Genomic DNA, 18,315 nt, shown 5'->3' on the forward strand with positions numbered 1-18,315 from the left:
CCCCAATATACCCACCGAACAAACTCGAAGATCGCTCCGCCTAGAGTCATTAAACGGCTGCCGGTGACTTTGAGCTATGAGGAAATCCAGCGCTTGTTTGCATTGGTGCCGATGCCATACAAACTGATGTTCAAGTGGTGTTTGGCAACGGGGCTCCGCCGATTTGAGGTGTGCGCATTAACGCGCGGCGACCTGCCGACGCCAGAGCAGATCGAATGCGCGACTGACGGTCTGGTTGAACTGGTAATTTTGAGGAAGGGGGGGCGTGAAGTTACGGTTTATGCCCCTGCCAAGTTGGTCGAGGAAACCAATTGGTACGTTCTGGCTGAAAGACCAAAATTAAATTTACCGAATGACAATTTCGTTTTTCTTAAAAAAAATGGTGCGAGAATTTCGCGATACGATTTGACGCGCACCTTCAGAGAATCTGCAGATGCGATAGGCTCCAAAGCAACTCTACATCATCTTCGACATACGTTTGCTTCAATTGTCCTGAAAATCCTTGAAAAACGTCAGTCAATGGGAGATGAGTTAAATCCGCTTAAGACGCTGCAAGTTTTACTCGGGCATGCATCTATGCTAACAAGTGAGATATACGTCCAGGCGGCGGAAGTTTCAAGCGATGCGGTGATGGAGGCTCTGGATTTTCTCTACGGAGCTCCATTGTGAATGAGGATGAATTTACTCCCCATTCTATGAATGGAGTTGAAGGTCGGAACGGGTGTAAATTGACGAAGAGAGTAATCGTCGTCGAGGATCGGCGAGGAAAAAAAGCCATTTTTGACTTTGCGAAGCTTGCGCTAAGGAATAATATAATTCATGCATTGCAGCGATCTTTCGTGGCGGCAGTAGGCCATACTGCTATTGAATCACAGCGCACAGCATTCAGAAGCTTGTGTCTTTTTTCGGAATGTTTGAGAGAAGCTGGAAGGCAAAATTTTATTCAATTTCCGCATGACGTTGTATCGATATTCTCCACGTGGCTCGATGAATCGGAGTTGGGTTCGAGCGCTCAGTGGCATTTGAGTTTAGTTTTGAGACTATTGAGGTGGTGTTCGAGAAACATACCTGGGATCGTTTCACCGAAAGCGAGCTTAGTAAAGCCTCAAATTCGGGATTACAAGGAAACCGAGCGGAAAATTGTCGATGAGCATCTCGCAAAAAAAATATTGAAAGGTTGTTATGTCGACATTGAAAAAAATGAAGCTGACCTGGAGCGTGGACGTCGACTGCGAGCTGGTGAATACGAACCTGAGACCACAACTTCCGATTTCAACTTAATTGCTAAACTTCTTCGATTGGATGGGAACTATATCCCAAACATGAGAGTCTGCAAATCCTCGCGAGAGGGAATTTCAACGAAGATCAATGATGTTGGAGGACTTACTGCAGTTCGGGAATTGCTTTGGCTATCGCCACGGACTATTTTTCCATATTTTCTTGCCATCCTGACGCAGACTAGCGGAAACTCGGGTCCCGTATTGGATCTCGAGCGTGATTGTATTGTTCCACATCCGTTGCGTTCAGACATCGAGCGACTTATCTGGGACAAATCGAGGAGCACGCACGAGCAACACGTGGAATTTCCTGTTGGCCGAGAGTGGAGTGCACCTAACCTGGTGCGGCGCGTGACTAGGTTGAATGCGGCTATGGTCAATGACGCGCCAGCACATTTGCGCAATCGGACCTTTATCTGCCTTTCTGCTAAAGACGGACGCGTCACCACATTGAACAAAAGGCAAGCAGGCCAATACCTTCGTGAATTTATAGAGCGACATGACTTGCCCGCGTTCGACTTTAAAGACTTGAGGGGAGCGGGCGCGCGGTTGCACCACCGGGAAGGAAAAAGCCTATTGCACGCTCAGCGCCGCCTGAATCACGCACACCTGTCCACGACGACAAGGTACACGAGCCTCGCTGACCGCGCAGACGATCATGACGAAGTGATTAGTCGGTTCCAGGGAAAGATGATTAAGCTCAGTTTGCAATCGTCTGATAAGCCTCTGTCAGCATCCCAGCAGCGCGAAAAGGTAGGTGCGGCTATGGAGACCGTGTTTGGATTCCAATGCCGTGATCCGCTTTCCGGGATTGCTCCAGGCAGCAGGCCAGGTGAAACGTGCGGCCAGTTTACAAAATGTGCCACCTGCCCGGGTTCGATAATTCCTCTAGATGTGCCCGAAGTTATCGCGCGGATTCTAGCTGCGTTGAGTGCACTGCAGGATGCGCACAAGCGCTCTGTCAAGGATGGTTGGTATCCAAGATTTGCACTGGTCTACGAGCCCACCCTTCAAATAATAGTTGAAGAACTGGTTCCGGCTATTCATCCATTGATTTTGGAAGAGGCAAAGAAATACATTAACCCACGAATTATTCCATATCTCGAGTAAGGAATGTGTCATGGATTCCACGAATATTCGACGTTCTGGTCACTATTGGTATATTGCGCCGGACGCGCTTCATGAGAATGAGGAGCTTTTTTTAAACTGGCTCAATATATTGCCGAAAAATGGCGGAACTAAGATTCAGCGAGCTAGACTTACACGTGATGCTAAAAATATTCTTTATGAGATATTCAAATTTCCGCGAAGAGGTTCTCGGGAAATCGCTAACACTACGGTTAAAAACTGGTTTCGGTCACTGAGTCGGCTGACGCGGTGGATGGCTAGGGAAAACATATGGAAATTTTCAGATATTACAAAACATGATCTGGCAAATTATATAAGATATTGCTCCGTCCGAATGAAAGGGAAAGAGCCCTTGCACACGCGTGGAATACTTAGTCATATTCAACTGCTTCGAGAGATGTGGGAGCTAGGCAAGAGTTGCACAAGGGGGTTGTTAGTAAGCCCTGATAGCTTGAACATAGCGCTTCCTCGCGCTCCTCGGCGCTTGTCGGGGTGGCGTGCGCTTGACGAGTCTATTGCTTTGCCTTTGATTGGAGATGCCATAAAGTGGTTGGACTCGCATCAAGAATATTTGCTGTCGGTCATAAAAAGGAGAGCTGTTTATCAGCATAGTCTGATTGGATTCAGCGAATCTTGTCGTGCTCGTATGATGGCGCGATTTTATAACGATATTGATAAAGAAGCGGGATGTCGAGCACTTCGTACAGATCTGTGCTCTGAAAATGCGAGCACCTATCTTCTCATCAGGAATGCCATGGCGATGACGGATGGAGCATGCATCACAATCATTCTATTTCTGGAGGGTATAAGAGCAAGCGAGCTGATCAGGTTGGATTCTGATTGTCTCCGACCAGGACAAACAGTTGATGGGCGGAAAAACATTAAAATGACGGGCATCGCAGCAAAGCGCGGTGGCGCACATAGGACATGGATTGTTTGCGAACCGGTGATTGCTGCTGTAAATTATTTCGAGCAGGCATACGCTTGTGTTCGAGAGATGTTTGTAATGAAGGCTTTGATTCTTGATCGGAGTTGCAATAATTCGGCGCTGAGCAAGCGCGCCGGACGTATCTCCAGAAACGGCATAGTGGCAAGATTGCGATTATTTGCAAAATCTCCTTATCGCAAGGGCCCTCCCGTGCCAAGAATCCATCCTCATGTCGGAAGAAAGACATTCGCCCGTTTCGTGGTTATGCGTGACAAAAATGCCTTGGAGTCTCTTGCATATCATTACGGTCACATTTTTCGGGCAATTACTGATGGATCTTATGTCGGTAGTGACTTGCAGCTTCAAAAGCTTATGAAGGAAGAAGGCCGGCTTGATCTTGTCCGCGGATTGACTGATATTCTCAGCGCTCAATGTGTTGGTGGTAAGGCGGGCGAGCGAATTGCGACAATGCGGGATTCAAAGCGGCTTACGTTTCGAGGCAAGAAGGGCTTGGCGAGTTTGATTGAAAAGTTGATCCGCGAGGGAGTTCAGCTTGCTCCCTGTGACTGGGGATATTGTGTTTACGCGCAGTTGTTTTCGGCCTGCCACGGAGATGCTGACGGACCGAACGAAGCACTTCGCTCAGCGGACGTCTGTTCTTTATGTCCGAATTTTGCTGTCACTGAGAGGCACAGGGCGTGGTGGGAAGCCAGGAAGACTCGCGATGATGAGTTCCTTCAGCGCGACGACGTGCCAGAGCAGGCTATTAAATGGGTTCATCGAAGACGAACAAACACGGAAAGGATATTGACGGGACTCAACGGGAGCGCGTGGGCGGTGCAGTCGGAATGCGAGGAGAGGACGAATGAAGAGAGTGGAAAAACTTAATGTGGAGCAGAAGGTTCGCGCTGCTGCCTATACTCGCGCCGCTGATGACCCGGGTGTAGAAATGTCAGTAAGCGAGCTTGCCCGTGTTGCAGACGTTAACCGCTCCGGACTGTATGAGCATCATCACGATCTTCTTGATGAGCTCCTGCCTCATCGCCGAGCTTTGCGTCGGGGCGAAAAAAAACAGGCACTCCACGAAAACCCGCAGAAGGCTCAAGGGAGAAACCTCGAGCGCGAAAACAAGGCTCTGCTGTACCTCTGTCTTGAACTGAAACTTGAGAACAGATCACTAAGGTCCGAAACGGAGTCGCGCTCCGCAAGCCGGACCCGGTCTCGAAGGCGGCCGAAGGAATGAAGCCGACGTCGGACGATCAAGTGACGCCTTCGTCAGGCGAGGTAGCCTCGGTCAGGATCACCTGAAATAGTCGTGCTCCCTCTTCGGCCGAAGCAGTTTCCGGCACCGTGTCGCCCCGAAGCGCTGTAAAGGTTATTGAGTCTTCAGAGAATCGATGGAACTCAGGCTGCGGGACTTGCGAGGAGTATGGAAATTGCCAGGACCACCTTGCAGGCGATGTTAGTCAGGTGTGACGTCGTATTTCTCAATCCCGGCAATCTCCGAGCGAACTACCCGCCCCAGCTCACTAACTTCCTGTGGCGTCAGGCCAACTGCGTAAGCGTAGTAGAGAACGCTGAGGGGATGAACGCCGATCGCCCGCGCGATTTCGTCGAGCTTGTCTAGCGTAGGCGTCTGCTTTCCAAGTTCGAGTGCACTTAGATATGTCCTGCTCGAGACGCCAAGACCGTCTTGAGAAATGCCGCGCATTCTGCGAGCTGCCCTCAATCCGCGTGCTAGGCCAAGACGAAGCGACATCAGTCATATAGATAAATTTGAAGATGTCACTGTCGTCGGATGCACACGATTACGCTACAATTGATAATGTGCAAAATGTAACAAACGCTCTTGCAGATTGTCCGTCACCGAACGACAAGACGGGAATTCGCAAGCCCGTCGCTTGAGCAGGGACGCCGATGACTTCTGCCCGTTGATTTTTCTCGAAAAGATGCTGTTTACAAAATCTCCATGGGAGACGCCATATCGGATCAGACATGACCTGTTCAGCCGTTGGCGCCTCGCCGGCATCAATCACATAGCGACGACGTTTCTGGTGCGGTCTGCGGAAGTGCGACGCGATGACCCCGAGGGCTACTCGTTGATCGTCGCAGATCCATCAATTCTTGTTTCGGTTCTCGAAGGGTACGGAGCCGCCAAGCCTCGTCTGCTGGCGATTGATTGGGATAGGTTAGTTCCTGTCTCAAGCGTTTGGTCGTACACGTACGCTGAAGATGGCCGGCATTATCTTGCTTATGCGGACGCGCACGGCCGTCTTCGAGCCTGCGAACCTCAGCAACCCGATCCTCTTGAGGCGCGTAGCAAGGTCCTTGTTTGGGCGCACACGGGCTCGGACGCGGCGTGATTTGCATGACTCAAAAACGTATGAATGGTGCGCGAATCGGCGAGGCACTACTTTTTGGCACCGGCTGCCCGATTCCGTATATCGGCTAAAAAGGACATGTTGAATCCGACTGAAATCGTGCAGTTCCTCATGGACTTCGCGCCGCGATCGCAGCCGCTAAGTCTGCGCTATTTCGCGGCAATTGGAGTTGAAGCGCAGCAGGTGGGTGAACTCGTGCAACAGGGATGGTTGCGACGGATGTCCGAGGATGCTTATCTGCTTCGCGGCGACCAGCCGGACGTCGATGGCACGATTGCGTATTTGCGGGCGTTTATCCCAAATCTCCACGTAGGGGGACGAACGGCGCTAGAGTGGCATCGGATGACACATCATCTTCGTTTCCGAGACCGGATTGACTTATGGGGACGCAGCTATTGCAGCATTCCTTCCTGGGCGGTGGAAAGGCTCGTGTGTACCTACTATTCCCACTCGTTGTTCGACACGCAGATGGACGAAGGCTATGGGTTGAAGGCGCTTGCGTGGCGACACCCACAGGTGCTGGTTTCGGTTCCGGAGCGCGCAATTCTCGAGTACGTGAGTGTCTCACTGGACCCAATCCTGATAGAGGGCGTGAGAGAGCTCATCGGCAGCCTGAGGAACATCCGGCTGAATGTCCTGCAGGAGCTGGTCGATTGCTGTCTCCGCAGGGACGTAGCCTGGGGGCTGAAGTTTCTTGCGGAGGATGAGGGCGTGGATTGGGCACAGCAACTGCGCGCCTGAAAAATGTCCTAGTGTGACGACGGCGATTACTGCACTGACATCCCCGTAAGGCGCTCGTATGACCGTTTGAGCGGCAAGTCGAGAAAACCGTCAGTGTTTTTGACCCGCCACTGTCTGTGGCGGGATCGGATCAATTCCCGTCTTTACCATTGGGCCTCAGGGTCTCCAGAAAACTCGTCCCGAGCCGCATCAAGCGCGCGCGCGGGATCGCTTACAAAGACCTCCGCCGGCGACTGGCCATCGAGATGTGTATGTGGGGAATATAGCCAGAACGTGCGTCGCCAGCCTCCCCGATCGTCGTCGCAGGGCAGTATCGCCAGCAATTCCGCGATGTCAGGACGGAGTCTACCAGCTGGATTGAACTGGAACTCGGGGTAGATAAACGCGCGTCGGGGCGCACACCACACGCCCAGCAATGTCCCGGCCGCGCGTGCACGGGCGGCATAATCTCTGACATCTACGCCGGCGGGGACTTCGGCGAATTGGCCGATGCCAGTGTCGTCCGGCCAGTTCCTTCTGAGCAGTTCATCCCGGAAATCGATTGCGGCCCTTGCCGCGATTTCGGAGTCGCGCATTTCGAGTTTCCTTCGGTAGCGTTCCGTTTTCCAGCTCGCCCATACAAACGCTTCAAGCCGACAGCGTCCTTCGGGCTTGCGCCCCACCTTCTGCACGCACGCAGGCTGGCGAAAGATACAGGTGCGCCGGGCGCAGTGGCCAGAGCACGTCGCTAGCGGTGCCATCCAACCGTTAACATGCGATCACTCACGGTCAATGATCCGTCTATCGAGGGCTTAACAGAAAGAGCTTTTGCTGTTTGGGCCTGTCCACAATATCGGTATCGCTCATATAGCGGCTGCGGTACCGGGGCGTTCCGTCCGCTGAATGCATCGTCACTTCACCTTCCGACACAAGTGTGGCGAGAGCGTCCTTGTACATCGAAGCCGTCGCAGGAGAGCCGTTGCAGGTCTCGGCAAAGATCTCAGAAAATGTTTTGGCATGTGACTGCTGGAAAATTCGTCGCGCGAGCTGATCGACCAGCTCCTTATCAGATTTGGCACGAGCGACGTCGTCAAACCTGAATCCGCCGTCGAATTCCTGCATGAACCCCATGGTCTGCGGGGCGAGCATGTCGAATCCGGCCCCTCCGTAATGCATGAAGTGGTTGCTGTGCTGCCAGTGAACCTGCTTCATCACATCCTGTGCACGATGATGCTGGGAAAGATGCACAAGCCAATATTCGCCATGACCCGCTCCGGCGCCGCGTATAAAGAAGGGCGTAAAGAACCCCGCGCCGCATCCTTCGACCAGTGCTTCGTAGAGGGCAGCCTGAATGAACCTCCGCCAGTCTGCTTCATTACCTTTGATTTCCTCGATCGATCGTCCTCCGAGGTGTTTGTAGATGTCGATTCGAAGGGCGGACGAGATTTTTCGGGCGAATTCGTCGTTCGTGTATGTTGCGAAAGACGAAACATGAAAGGTCAGAACGACTTCAGCATCGCGGGCATGAGCGAATATCCGCTGGATTAGCGTCGCCGGCACCTCCGCATAGCCATACTGGTCAAGGAAGAACAGCGCGGTCCCCGAGCGCGGAGTATGTTGGGTCACGCGGGCAAGCACCGTTTCGACGGAGGCGCCGAACTCCGCATGAAGTATGTGAATGGATTGTCCGATTAAGGACTCGTAGCCCTCCTGGCGCAAAACTTCGCGCAAATGCCCGAGCGCTTTCAGATCCTTGTCGATGAAGAGAAACTGTACATCGAACTGAACAGGTTTGGGCCGATCCTGATTGATCAGGATGGAGGCTTCCTGCACCGCTTTCAGCATACGCAACGGTGAACCGGAGACGAGTTCGGCGGTTCCCTTCAGCCGGTACAGGCCTCCGCCGCAGAACCCGTCGACCAGAGTAATGCGGATACGCTCCCGACCTCGCGCTTTGAGCAGACGTTGCTGGAAATAGCGGATCAGATAGTCGACGAGCACCTGATGTTTTGTCAGGCTATGCGCTTCGATCTCGGCGGGCCCATTACTCCAGTCGTAGTGACGTTTTGCCAAGGTTAGGATTTTCGGGAATGGTTAATCGGCTACAGGACTGTCCGTGGAAACTGGTCCCAGTGCTTGCCGGCGAGAACTCTTCCTGCCTTGCCTTTACCGATTGCCGCGACCGAGACTTCAGTGCCGTCCTGTCTGATGACACGGATGGGCGTACTTTTTTTCATGACGTCGGCTACCTGTTCGACGGGTGCCCAGTGTCCCCACTGTTTGAAGTGAAATGGTACCTTAGCGAGGGCGCATTGCCGTTGCAACGCCGCTGGCCACGCTGGGTCCATTGGGCGCGAGTGCGGCCCTGACTCGCCACCGGCGATTACCCAGTCAACGCGGTTACCCCGGTCGTTGCGGACCAGGTGCTGGGTGAGATCGATGGCCGAGAGCAGCGGTTCGCACGAAAGAAACCTGACTGAAGGGGATGAGAATTCCAGGAGATGCCTGATTCGCTTGTTCGCCGTTGCCTGATCCTCGACTGTTGTTCCGAGCCACACGTTTTTGGGGAACTCGTATCCTTTGGGCAATTGCTTGCGAACAAGATGGATGCGCTTGGTAAGGAGCAGCCAATCCAGGTGCGGCGTCTGCGCAATCAGATCAAGCAGGCGCCGCCGCTCTTCGACAAGGTCGGGTCGATTCTCGAAAACGTCAGCCATAGACGCGCAAAACACACGACGGCGAACCTTGTCCCTCGCGGCCTCCCGGTTCCACCGGAGAGGCTCTTTCCAGTGAGCATCGCTGAAGAATCGCCGGGGCGTGCGTGGCCCCCAGAGCCCTTCGCCCAGGCGCTTCGCCCACGTGTCCGCATAGCAGTGGTCACAGGCGGCCGATACCTTGACACAACCCCACCAGGGATTGAAGGTGTGATGCGTCCATTCGATACGAGAGTCTTTTCCCATTGCCTGCGACGTCAATAACCTAGCGTAGTATTGTACTCGCCCCAAATCGCTGGCAAAAGGCGTGCGGGTTTGGGCGCCCGACACGTGGAAACCTGACAAGATCCGCTTTTTTGACTGCATGCCGGGCATTCGCTTGCAGCTGACTGACCCCGGGCAGCAGCAGTTCGCGTGAAGGAGCTGGCGTCGCATATAAAACGGAAGCACGCGAGAGAGCACCTTGAAAACCGAGGAACGAGTTGTGCCGGACCCGATCGATGGCCTGCCGGCCATGGTAGTTGGGCGTTGGGTAACTGAAGAGAAGCATCGCATCATCAAGCGATACATCGATGCGTCGTGGGCGGCACGGCAGAAATTCACGAGTCAGCGCACTTATATTGACCTTTTCGCCGGTACCGGCCGGGTCAAGATCAAGCATACGCAGACGTTTCAGGATGGGGGGCCACTGGCTGCGTGGCGGATCGCCCAGCAGAGGCGGGGCGCGTTTTCGGATTTTTTCGTCGCCGATGCAAATTCCCAGTTTCTTGCTGCGTGTGATACCCGTTTGCGCAGATACGGTGCACCACTAAAGTCTGCGACTGGCCAGGCGCATGAGACTGTAGACTGGGTTCTGCCCCAGTTGAACAGGGCGGGCTTTCACTTTGCGCTGCTTGACCCGTTCAATGCGGGACATCTTCATTTCTCGATCATCGAGAAGCTCGCTACCATGCCGACGATGGACATCGTGGTGCATCTCAGCACGGGCGATATCCAGCGCAATATCGCGGCCGGGCTTGAATCGACTTATTCTCCGCTGGACAATTTTGCACCCGGATGGCGTGACGTCGTAGACAGGCAGAGCTCGAAGCATGCAATGCGGCAAGCGTTTATTGGACACTGGACGGGTCTGGTGTCCAGATCGGGCATGCGCGTTTGCGACATCATGTACCCGGTCCGCAACAGCAAGGATTCCACGATGTATTGGTTATGCCTTATCGCACGGCATCCGCTTGCGGACAAATTGTGGCGTGAAGCGTGTCAGCTGGAAACGCGCAGCCTGTTCTGACACGGACCATGCGATGTAACGTGCCCCTATGTGATTCGTCAAGCGGTAGGGGCGGATTTTGGTTGGTAGAGGGTGTCGTCGCGCAGCATGGCGAACAGCACGTCGCAGCGTCGTCGAGCGAGAGCGATGAGCGCCTGATTGTGGCGCTTGAACGCTTTCCTCAATCTGTTGCTGACGCTTGTCGATCTTGCCGGCCGTATCGTTTTTGTCGCGGCTGTTCACCGCCTTGAACTTGCTGCCGTCGATGGCCACCATGTCGCTGGATAACAGCTTCAGTCCGCGACATAGTTCGACGAAACGACGGCATACGTTGCGGATGGCCGGTCCGTTGTCGCGGCGAAAGTCGGCGATCGTCTTGAAGTCCGGTGCCAGACGCCCCGTCAGCCACATCATCTCGACATTGCGCTGGCATTCGCGCTCAAGACGCCGGCTTGAGGGTACCCGGTTCAGATACCCATAGATATAGATCTTGAGCATCACGCCAGGGTGCTAGGACGGGCGGCCCGTGATTGCGGGCGTGGTGCCGTTGAAGCCAAGCGTCGTGAGGTCCAGTTCGTCTACGAACACGTCGACGATTCTGACCGGGTTGTCCTGGCCGATGTAGTCATCGACGCATTCGGGAAGTAGTGCGACCTGCTTGCGGTCATCGCCTTCAACGAATCGCTTCATGAGTCACCCGGTCTCAATGAGTTGATTCAGTTTAGGCGATGAGTGCGTTTTCACACAGGCTCGGCCACAAGGAGACGGTCGATTGGGCCACGTAGATCGTCGACAATCGGGCTGCCGGATGAGGCAGCCTATCTAAAATTTTGCCTGTTGTTGCGCGAGCAGTAGCCCGCCCTGCGATCCCGGCACTACGATTAATTTCTCAAGTAGCGTTTTGCGGAGTTCCGCTCTCGAACTGATGGGCAACGGCCTGGGTAGCGTATCAAACGCGTCATTAGTCGGGTGTCTCGGGGACTGCTCAAAGCTGCGGTTACTGGTGCGCTTCCGACCGACGCTGTGGCTGTTCCGCTGACCGACGTCGAAACGGTATGGCGCGCAAACTCGTATGAGCGAATCGTCTTTACGATGTAGCGCTAGCGCTATACATGGAAAAGCCTCGCGTATATCTTGCTTCGACAGCCGCGCTCGCGCAGCTATTGCTTCCACTTATGGACGAGCGCGTACAATTCCTATGAATCCCCGGCGTACTTTCGCAAGGTGCCAAACAATGACGACACGAGATTCCGGATGGAACTGCGGCAGTTAAGATACTTCAAGGTGCTTGCAGCTCACCAGCACTTTGGTCGCGCGGCGACGGTATTGCACATTGCACAGCCAGCGCTCAGCAGGCAGATCCAGTTGCTTGAACGGGAGCTGGGTGTGCGACTGGTGGAGCGACATTCGCGCGGCGCATCATTGACCCCGGAAGGAGCGTTGCTACTCGAGCGCGCGGTTTTTCTGCTGCGCTATTGCGACCAGATCAAGGGCGACATCATGGATCTGCAAGGTACACCGCGCGGCCTTGTGGCTCTTGGGCTACCGCCAGCTCTCGCCAGTGTGCTTGTCCTGCCGCTGACATTGGCACTGCGGAGCAAATATCCTCAGATTCGACTGCGAGTAACCGAGAGCTTCTCGCCGGTCCTGAGCGATTCGCTCGAACAGGGCGCGCTGGACGTCGCTGTCCTGAGCGGCCCAATTGCGGCGACTCCGCTCATTCATACGGACCGCCTGCTCTCAGAGCACATCTGCGTCATCGGCGTGTCCGGCGATCCACGATTGCAGGTCGCCTCCGTCGACGTCGAGGATCTGGCGGGCGTTCCGATGATTTTGACTGGATTGCAGAATTCCGGTGTGCGCCTCGCCCTCGAGCGCGCGACAGCGCGCGCGAATGTCGTGCTGGATGAGGTGATGGAAGTCGAGTCTGCCGCTGTCGCGGCTCAACTCGTCGCCGAAGGGGTAGGTTGGACCATTCACTTTGCCTCCGCGGTTACCAGGGACGTCGACGCTGGAATACTGCGCGCAGTGCCGATCAGCGGATTGGTTCTCGAGCGGTTCCTTGCGTACGCCGTGCAGCGACCGCCGTCCACTGCGACCGTGACGTTGATTTCATTAGTTCATGAGACGGTCGAGTCGTTGATTCAGTCCGGAAAATGGCCAATGGCGGAGACAGGTGGCGGTAGCGAGCATATGGAAAGCATTGTGTCGGACACGTAGCGAGCACACCGATGTTAACGTCAGTGAGATGCGACATCGATAGGGGAGACAACAACGGCGCGTGGCGCTGTCTCAAGCAAAGGTTCGATCTTTGCGCGGTAGGCCTGGTAATGGTGCGTGAGGCGGTGCGCGTCAATCGATGCCCGCTCAGAGAAGATCTCGTACAGGTGAAATGTCATGGGGGCGCCGGCACTTCTGAAAAGATCGAACCGCAGGCAGCCTGGCTCCTGTCGGGTCGGCTCAAGGACCTCCTGGAGCACGGACTGTACGGCTTCTTCCATGCCCACCTTTGGGACGAACGTCGCGATTACGGTGATCGTTTCGCTGTCGATACTGGTCATATCGGTATTTGATGAAAAAGAAGGCCGCTACAGCAGGAGTGTAGCGGCCGAAACTCACGGTAGAGGACACATGGGGATGCGCATTTCACCCCGCTCGAGCCGCAAATCAAGGTCGAGAACGTAATTCCCGTCTGGCGCTTTCTCGAACTCATGCAGCAGTGAGCCGACTGCGCCAAATACGACATCACGATAGGCGTTTGGATCGTCAGCGTCGAAGATCTGTGTCGCGAGCGTCTTGTATCCTTCGGCCATCACGATGAAATGCAGATGGGCAGGGCGCATGATCTCGCGTTGCTGAAGCGCGAGCAGTTCGCCGCATGGACCGTCGACTGGAACAGCGTATCCGGCTGGGCGCACGCTGCGGAATGAGAACTTTCCGTCTTCGTCGGTCTGGAACCTGGCGCGCAGGTTCATGTCCTCCTGCCCGGGATCCTGATTCTCGTAAAGGCCGCCGGGTGACGCTTGCCACGTTTCTACGCGTGCGTTGCCAATCGGTGTTCCGTCTAGCGACAAGACCCGTCCATTGACGAACAGTCTGTCGCCGGGTGTGCCCGCGCTGGCAATGTTTGCGCCTTGTTCACGCACTGGCTGATTGGCACGCCAGAACGGCCCAACAAGTGCAGGCTCGGTGCCTCCTGCGGCGAGGGCTTTCCTGGAGTCGTTCAAGCCGACCAGCGTTGCAAGGCCCAGAATATCTGCCAGCAAAATGCCTTCGTGTTTCTCGGGCCCTGTGGCCTTGCCGATGCGAACGAGGAAGTCCAGAGCGATTTCGAGTTCTGCATAACTGAGCTGGACTTCCGAGGCAAACCCATGCAGGTGGCGTAGCAACGCATCCATCACCTGTTTGAGACGCGGGTTCGGAGTCCGTTGATTCGACGCGAGCACTGCATCAAACAGGGCTTCCGCAGTCGCGGGGATGGCTTCACGACGCATTGCGTCGGGAGCGTCGGACGGGGATTCCATTTTCATTTCTCTACGCCTCGTGGCATGTCAGTTTGTGACGTTCCGCCGCTTAAGACTCGGTCTTGAGAAAGCCGGTCGTGTCGTACTCGAGGCCGGTTCCTTCTGCGGCTTTCAGGACGTCCGGATGCCATTCGATACGGCCGACTTCTTCGTCGCGGCCGCCGACAACAGAGTACACCACCAGGTCATGATCGTTCGGGTTGCGGAACCCGCGCATCACACCGACTGGCATCGAGATGCAATCCCACTGATTCAACTCGATTTGGTGCTCGCCCTTATCGCCCCAGATGACGATCATCTTGCCATTTAGCGGGAAGAACACTTCTTCGGTCCTGTGGGAATGCAGGTTGGCACCTTGGCCGACCGGTATCTCGATCAGCGTCACGCCAAAACGATGCGCGCCCTGGATCGCGGGCTGCACGCCCTTGTTTTCCAGCACGCCGCGATTGATGAGCTTGTACAGGCGCTTGCTAAAGCCCGGCAACCGACTTTCGATGAACGTCTCGCCATAAGGCGCTACCTTGCCCCAACGGGCAACGCGGGTTGCTTCCATCTGTTCAGCGGTGATATCCATTTGCATTTCCTAAGTGGTTTTGTGATGACGGACATGCTTGTCCGTACCGAAATGCTATGGAACCTGTGGGCTCAAATCCAACACCATTTTTCTCCTGCTTCCATAACTTGCCGGCATGGGTTGTCTACCCAGCGGTTTGGACCGCCTTTTCACCCTAAAGCATGCGCGCTGACGGGCGCGTCGATAACTTAAAGGCATTAATCCCAGACCCAATTGATGTTGGACGCGCTCCCGAGCCACCACATAACATCCGCTTACGGTCAGCACCCACCTCTGTCCGTCATATCAAACCAGGAGGAGACATCATGGACGAGTCCGTCTGCAGCGTATCTGATCCAGGCCCCATTTCAGCGCTTGACGGTCCCCAGAAGGTAGGCCTGGTCGGTGTCGGCAAAATGGGGCTGCCGATCGCACGTCATTTTCATGCGGGTGGCCACCGCGTTATCGTATTTGACGCGTTGCCCGATCGCACGGAACTCGCGCGCGCGGCCGGGCTATCGGTTGGCGAAACGCTCGCCGCCGTGTTGGAAAACGCAGATGTCGTCTTCAGTTCGCTGCCACACGATGGCGCGTTCGAAGCCGTGGCCGGCGAAGTCGCTGCCCGCGCAGGGCCGGGACAACTATACGTTGATACAAGCACTGTATCGCTCAGCGCATCCCAGCGGGTTGCGCATGCATTCTACGCGGCGCAGGTGCCGTATCTGCGGGTCGCGGTGTCTGGCAATCCAAAGATGGTGGAGAACGCTCGGCTGACGTCAATTGCCTCAGGGCCGCACGTCGAATATCAACGTGTGCGGGCACTGCTGAAACTGCTCGGACCTGCACAGTTCTACGTGGGCTCCGGCGACGAAGCTCGGGTGATGAAACTTGTTATTAATCTGATGGTTGCGAACACCGCCGGCATGCTCGCCGAGGCACTCGCATTCGGCCAGAAAGGCGGCCTTGACTGGGGCGACATGTGGCAGGTCATTTCCGCGAGTGCGGTGGGCTCGCCAATCGTAAAAGCTAAGTCGGACCAGTTGAAGCAATACGACTTCACGCCCACCTTCACAGTCGGGCAGATGCAAAAGGATATGAGTCTGATTCTCGAGGCCGGCGCTGCCTTGCACGTTCCTCTGCTGTTGACAGCTGTTGTAGCGCAGTCGCTTCAAAGCGCGGTTGCGATCGGTGCAGCAGGCGAAGACTACGCCGCGCTTATCAAGGTCGCCCAGCAATCGGCGGGACTTCCGTTACACGCTTGAGGACTTCAGTCATGACATCCATCATCGACGTTTCTGTACGCAGTAGTTCATCAACGGGTAGTGCCCCTGCAGTTCGCTATAGCGTTGCCCTGGGACTCGTAATCAGTCTGTTTTTTGTATGGGGTCTCACGTATGGTTTGCTGGACGTACTGAACAAACATTTCCAGCAGACGCTAAGCGTGAGTCGGATGCAATCCGCGCTGCTGCAGACCTGCTACTTTGGTGCCTATTTCCTGGTGGCGGTGCCATCCGGCATCTACGTGAACCGGCATGGCTATAAAAGAGGCATTCTGCTCGGTCTGGTGCTGTTTGCAGTGGGAGCGTTGCTGTTTGTTCCAGCGACCACCCTCGGTCGGTTTGGACCATTCCTGTTTGCATTGTTCATACTCGCTTCGGGTGCGGCATGCCTTGAGACCGCAGCGAATCCGTACGTTACGATGCTGGGCAGCGCGGACGGAGGTCCAGCCCGTTTGAATCTCGCGCAGGCATTCACCGGTCTTGGCTCGTTCGCCGGTCCGATCATCGGAGGCCTGTTCTTCTTTCGTCATGGGGCATCGTTTGACAGCAACGCCGGATCGGTCAGGCTGACGTACGTCGTGATAGCGGTCGTCGTATTGTTGCTCGCCGTAGGTATCTGGCGCACCGCTTTGCCCGAAATCGACAATGGAGAGTTGAAGCAGGAACATGGCCACCCGCGCGCATCGCTGTTGCGGCAACGCAGGTTCGTGCTTAGCGTGTTCGCGCAATTTTTCTACTTTTCTGCTCAGGTCGGAATCGCTGCGTTCTTCATCAACTACGCCACTGAACATTGGGCTGGCCTGCAGGTGCACACGGCGGCGTTTATGCTCTCGGCGGGAATGATCAGCTTCACGGTGGGCCGATTTCTGTCTACGGCTTTCATGCGCACGTTCAATCCCGCCACTGTACTTTCCATCTACGCGGTGGTGTGCCTCGCATTGTGCCTTGTGGTTGTAGCAGGATTGCAGACGGTGTCTGTCGTGGCACTGATAGGGATCTTTTTCTTCGAGTCCATTATGTTTCCTACGATCTTCGCGCTCGGGATGAAGGACCTCGGCCCCCTTACCAAGCGTGCTGCATCGTTTCAGGTAATGGCATTGTTTGGCGGCGCAGTCGCACCGCTCGCGATGGGAGCCATAGCGGACCGGGTAAGCATCGCCTCCGCGTATCTGATTCCCGTGTTCTGCTTTATTGTGGTTCTTGCCTTCGCGATCGCTAGTCGGCGCACGGTTTCTGTCAGCGCATAAGGTGGAACGATCGGATATCTGTTCACACTTCTGTCATTTCAGTTGGAGACACACCATGACCACCTTGCAAGATGAAATCCAGCAGCTCATCAAACCCAACCTTCGCAAGCGTCTGTATGTTGCTTTTAGCTATCCCGTAGCCCCGGTTGAGGAAATTGTTCCGCATATACCTGAACACCTGCGGTACATGATGGAGTTCGAGGATCATGTTTTCCTGTCAGGGCCATTTATCACGGAAGGACAGCCTGTCGGAGAAGGCATGACGGTCCTTTACGCGGATAGTGAACAAAAGGCTGCCGAGTTCATGCAAAACGAACCGTTTATTCGACGCGGACTGCGGCGATTCGAAATCAAGCTGTGGGAACTGCGCGAGGGAACGCTATCCGTGAAGACGAAGCTCTCTGAAAGCAGATTTGACCTGGACAGAGGTGGCCCCGTTCGTTCGGACAGTCATCACGCGATTTAAGGTGGAAGCTGCTGGACGTCGCGCCGCCGTTTTGATCGCAGGCAGCATCGCGAAGTAAGCCTCATCCGGTGTGCGGTCTGCCAGACTTGAATGAGGTCGACGCTGGTTGTACCTCGTCAGGTAATCAGCGATCGACCGCCGCGCCTGGCCGACCGATTCGTATGCTTTCAGATATGTCTCGTCGTATTTCACGCTGCGCCAGAGTCGTTCGACGACCACGTTGTCGCGCCAGCTTCCTTTGCCGTCCGTCGACAACAGAATGCCATATCCGGGCACAGTGTCGTTGCGTGGTGCCTCAGCACATGAGGCAAGCGCGCGCTTGAAGAAGCGTTTGGACGCAGCCTTGTCACGGCGCTTCTGTAGCAGGATATCGATCTCGGCGCCGTGCTGATCGACAACGCGCCATAACAGGTAAGGCTCGCCGCGCAACGACACAAATACTTCGTCAAGGTGCCATGTGGTGCCGGGCTTGCGACGCGCCGATTTCACACGATATGCGAAGCACGCACAGAACCTATCGCGCCAGCGTCGGACCGTTTCGTAGCTGACGATAACCTCGCGCTCGAACAGCAGCTCTTCGACATCACGCAGGCTGAACTGAAACCTGAAATACCAGCGCAATGCGCAACCGATGACTGCCGCCGGAAAGCGATGACCCTGGTAAAGCGATTTGGCATTCTTCATCACGCGATCTTACTCGACCATCTCAGCAACGTGACAGTGCCCAGCAGAGCCCTTGAACTTCGATTCGCTCTCCTGCTTGATATTTCTGGACGATTGAAATACACGGATCATACAAATCCGGGGGAGGGGAAGACACAGACACGTTA

17 protein-coding genes and 3 pseudogenes are annotated in these 18,315 nt (G+C 55.1%); 10 read left to right on the plus strand and 10 right to left on the minus strand.

Features of this window, described 5'->3' with window-relative positions:
• The first annotated feature begins 93 nt into the window (after positions 1-93).
• The 4 genes from ACQKRQ_RS02100 to ACQKRQ_RS02115 are packed head-to-tail and all read left to right on the plus strand — an operon-like array spanning position 94 to position 4,576.
• The gene (locus ACQKRQ_RS02100; protein ID WP_427474849.1) at positions 94-669 is read left to right on the plus strand and encodes a tyrosine-type recombinase/integrase; all 576 of its coding nucleotides are present in this window, start codon (positions 94-96) and stop codon (positions 667-669) included.
• Entirely contained in the window at positions 666-2,387 is a 1,722-nt protein-coding gene (locus tag ACQKRQ_RS02105) for a hypothetical protein (RefSeq protein ID WP_427474850.1), read from the plus strand. The genes ACQKRQ_RS02100 and ACQKRQ_RS02105 overlap by 4 nt, the downstream gene beginning before the upstream one ends.
• Before the next feature lie 10 nt (positions 2,388-2,397).
• On the plus strand, positions 2,398-4,221 hold the full coding sequence (locus tag ACQKRQ_RS02110) for a hypothetical protein (RefSeq protein ID WP_427474851.1): 1,824 nt from the start codon (positions 2,398-2,400) through the stop codon (positions 4,219-4,221).
• A complete protein-coding gene (locus tag ACQKRQ_RS02115) occupies positions 4,199-4,576 on the plus strand; it encodes a hypothetical protein (RefSeq protein WP_427474852.1) in 378 nt (125 codons plus the stop codon). The genes ACQKRQ_RS02110 and ACQKRQ_RS02115 overlap by 23 nt, the downstream gene beginning before the upstream one ends.
• Positions 4,577-4,795: 219 nt before the next feature.
• Here ACQKRQ_RS02115 and ACQKRQ_RS02120 read toward each other — a convergent pair whose 3' ends face one another.
• Positions 4,796-5,092 (minus strand): helix-turn-helix domain-containing protein, encoded by a 297-nt coding sequence (locus ACQKRQ_RS02120; protein WP_427474853.1) that lies wholly within the window; start codon positions 5,090-5,092, stop codon positions 4,796-4,798.
• A 700-nt stretch (positions 5,093-5,792) separates the two neighbouring features.
• On the opposite strand from ACQKRQ_RS02120, the gene ACQKRQ_RS02125 reads away from it, so the two are divergent.
• Positions 5,793-6,455, plus strand: coding sequence for a type IV toxin-antitoxin system AbiEi family antitoxin domain-containing protein (locus ACQKRQ_RS02125; RefSeq protein WP_427474854.1), 663 nt, complete (start codon positions 5,793-5,795; stop codon positions 6,453-6,455).
• 143 nt (positions 6,456-6,598) lie between these two features.
• Here ACQKRQ_RS02125 and ACQKRQ_RS02130 read toward each other — a convergent pair whose 3' ends face one another.
• The 3 genes from ACQKRQ_RS02130 to ACQKRQ_RS02140 form a co-directional block, all read right to left on the minus strand.
• Positions 6,599-7,030 carry a hypothetical protein gene (locus ACQKRQ_RS02130; protein ID WP_427474855.1) on the minus strand — a complete coding sequence of 144 codons (432 nt, stop codon included), beginning with the start codon at positions 7,028-7,030 and terminating at the stop codon, positions 6,599-6,601.
• A gap of 205 nt (positions 7,031-7,235) precedes the next feature.
• Positions 7,236-8,507, minus strand: coding sequence for a three-Cys-motif partner protein TcmP (locus ACQKRQ_RS02135; RefSeq protein ID WP_427474856.1), 1,272 nt, complete (start codon positions 8,505-8,507; stop codon positions 7,236-7,238).
• Positions 8,508-8,536: 29 nt separating this feature from the next.
• Complete coding sequence (locus ACQKRQ_RS02140; RefSeq protein WP_427476049.1) at positions 8,537-9,394, minus strand: DUF5131 family protein; 858 nt, start codon at positions 9,392-9,394, stop codon at positions 8,537-8,539.
• Between the two features lie 217 nt (positions 9,395-9,611).
• Here ACQKRQ_RS02140 and ACQKRQ_RS02145 point away from each other — a divergent pair, with 217 nt between their 5' ends.
• Positions 9,612-10,436: a three-Cys-motif partner protein TcmP gene (locus tag ACQKRQ_RS02145; protein ID WP_427474857.1), complete on the plus strand. Its 825-nt coding sequence runs from the start codon at positions 9,612-9,614 to the stop codon at positions 10,434-10,436.
• 147 nt (positions 10,437-10,583) lie between these two features.
• Here the strand turns inward: ACQKRQ_RS02145 and ACQKRQ_RS02150 are convergent.
• A pseudogene (locus tag ACQKRQ_RS02150) lies at positions 10,584-11,105 on the minus strand (transposase); the annotation flags it as partial.
• A 564-nt stretch (positions 11,106-11,669) separates the two neighbouring features.
• On the opposite strand from ACQKRQ_RS02150, the gene ACQKRQ_RS02155 reads away from it, so the two are divergent.
• Entirely contained in the window at positions 11,670-12,635 is a 966-nt protein-coding gene (locus ACQKRQ_RS02155) for a LysR family transcriptional regulator (protein WP_427474858.1), read from the plus strand.
• Between the two features lie 20 nt (positions 12,636-12,655).
• Here the strand turns inward: ACQKRQ_RS02155 and ACQKRQ_RS02160 are convergent, their stop codons facing one another.
• The 3 genes from ACQKRQ_RS02160 to ACQKRQ_RS02170 are packed head-to-tail and all read right to left on the minus strand — an operon-like array spanning position 12,656 to position 14,513.
• Positions 12,656-12,976 (minus strand): putative quinol monooxygenase, encoded by a 321-nt coding sequence (locus ACQKRQ_RS02160; RefSeq protein ID WP_427474859.1) that lies wholly within the window; start codon positions 12,974-12,976, stop codon positions 12,656-12,658.
• Between the two features lie 54 nt (positions 12,977-13,030).
• The gene (locus ACQKRQ_RS02165) at positions 13,031-13,945 is read right to left on the minus strand and encodes a dioxygenase (RefSeq protein ID WP_427474860.1); all 915 of its coding nucleotides are present in this window, start codon (positions 13,943-13,945) and stop codon (positions 13,031-13,033) included.
• 43 nt (positions 13,946-13,988) lie between these two features.
• Positions 13,989-14,513 (minus strand): cupin domain-containing protein, encoded by a 525-nt coding sequence (locus ACQKRQ_RS02170; RefSeq protein WP_427474861.1) that lies wholly within the window; start codon positions 14,511-14,513, stop codon positions 13,989-13,991.
• 305 nt (positions 14,514-14,818) lie between these two features.
• Here ACQKRQ_RS02170 and ACQKRQ_RS02175 point away from each other — a divergent pair, with 305 nt between their 5' ends.
• The 3 genes from ACQKRQ_RS02175 to ACQKRQ_RS02185 are packed head-to-tail and all read left to right on the plus strand — an operon-like array spanning position 14,819 to position 17,485.
• Positions 14,819-15,754, plus strand: a complete 936-nt coding sequence (locus ACQKRQ_RS02175) for an NAD(P)-dependent oxidoreductase (protein ID WP_427474862.1) — start codon at positions 14,819-14,821, stop codon at positions 15,752-15,754.
• An 11-nt stretch (positions 15,755-15,765) separates the two neighbouring features.
• Positions 15,766-17,019 carry a sugar MFS transporter gene (locus ACQKRQ_RS02180; protein WP_427474863.1) on the plus strand — a complete coding sequence of 418 codons (1,254 nt, stop codon included), beginning with the start codon at positions 15,766-15,768 and terminating at the stop codon, positions 17,017-17,019.
• Positions 17,020-17,074: 55 nt separating this feature from the next.
• Positions 17,075-17,485, plus strand: coding sequence for a YciI family protein (locus ACQKRQ_RS02185; RefSeq protein WP_427474864.1), 411 nt, complete (start codon positions 17,075-17,077; stop codon positions 17,483-17,485).
• 39 nt (positions 17,486-17,524) lie between these two features.
• On the opposite strand, the pseudogene ACQKRQ_RS02190 reads toward ACQKRQ_RS02185, so the two are convergent.
• Positions 17,525-17,746 (minus strand): annotated as a pseudogene (locus tag ACQKRQ_RS02190) (integrase core domain-containing protein); the annotation flags it as partial.
• A gap of 24 nt (positions 17,747-17,770) precedes the next feature.
• A pseudogene (locus tag ACQKRQ_RS02195) lies at positions 17,771-18,169 on the minus strand (IS6 family transposase); the annotation flags it as partial.
• Positions 18,170-18,315: the final 146 nt, after the last annotated feature.

It is taken from the genome of Paraburkholderia sp. NPDC080076 (assembly GCF_050281145.1).
Lineage (GTDB): Bacteria > Pseudomonadota > Gammaproteobacteria > Burkholderiales > Burkholderiaceae > Paraburkholderia.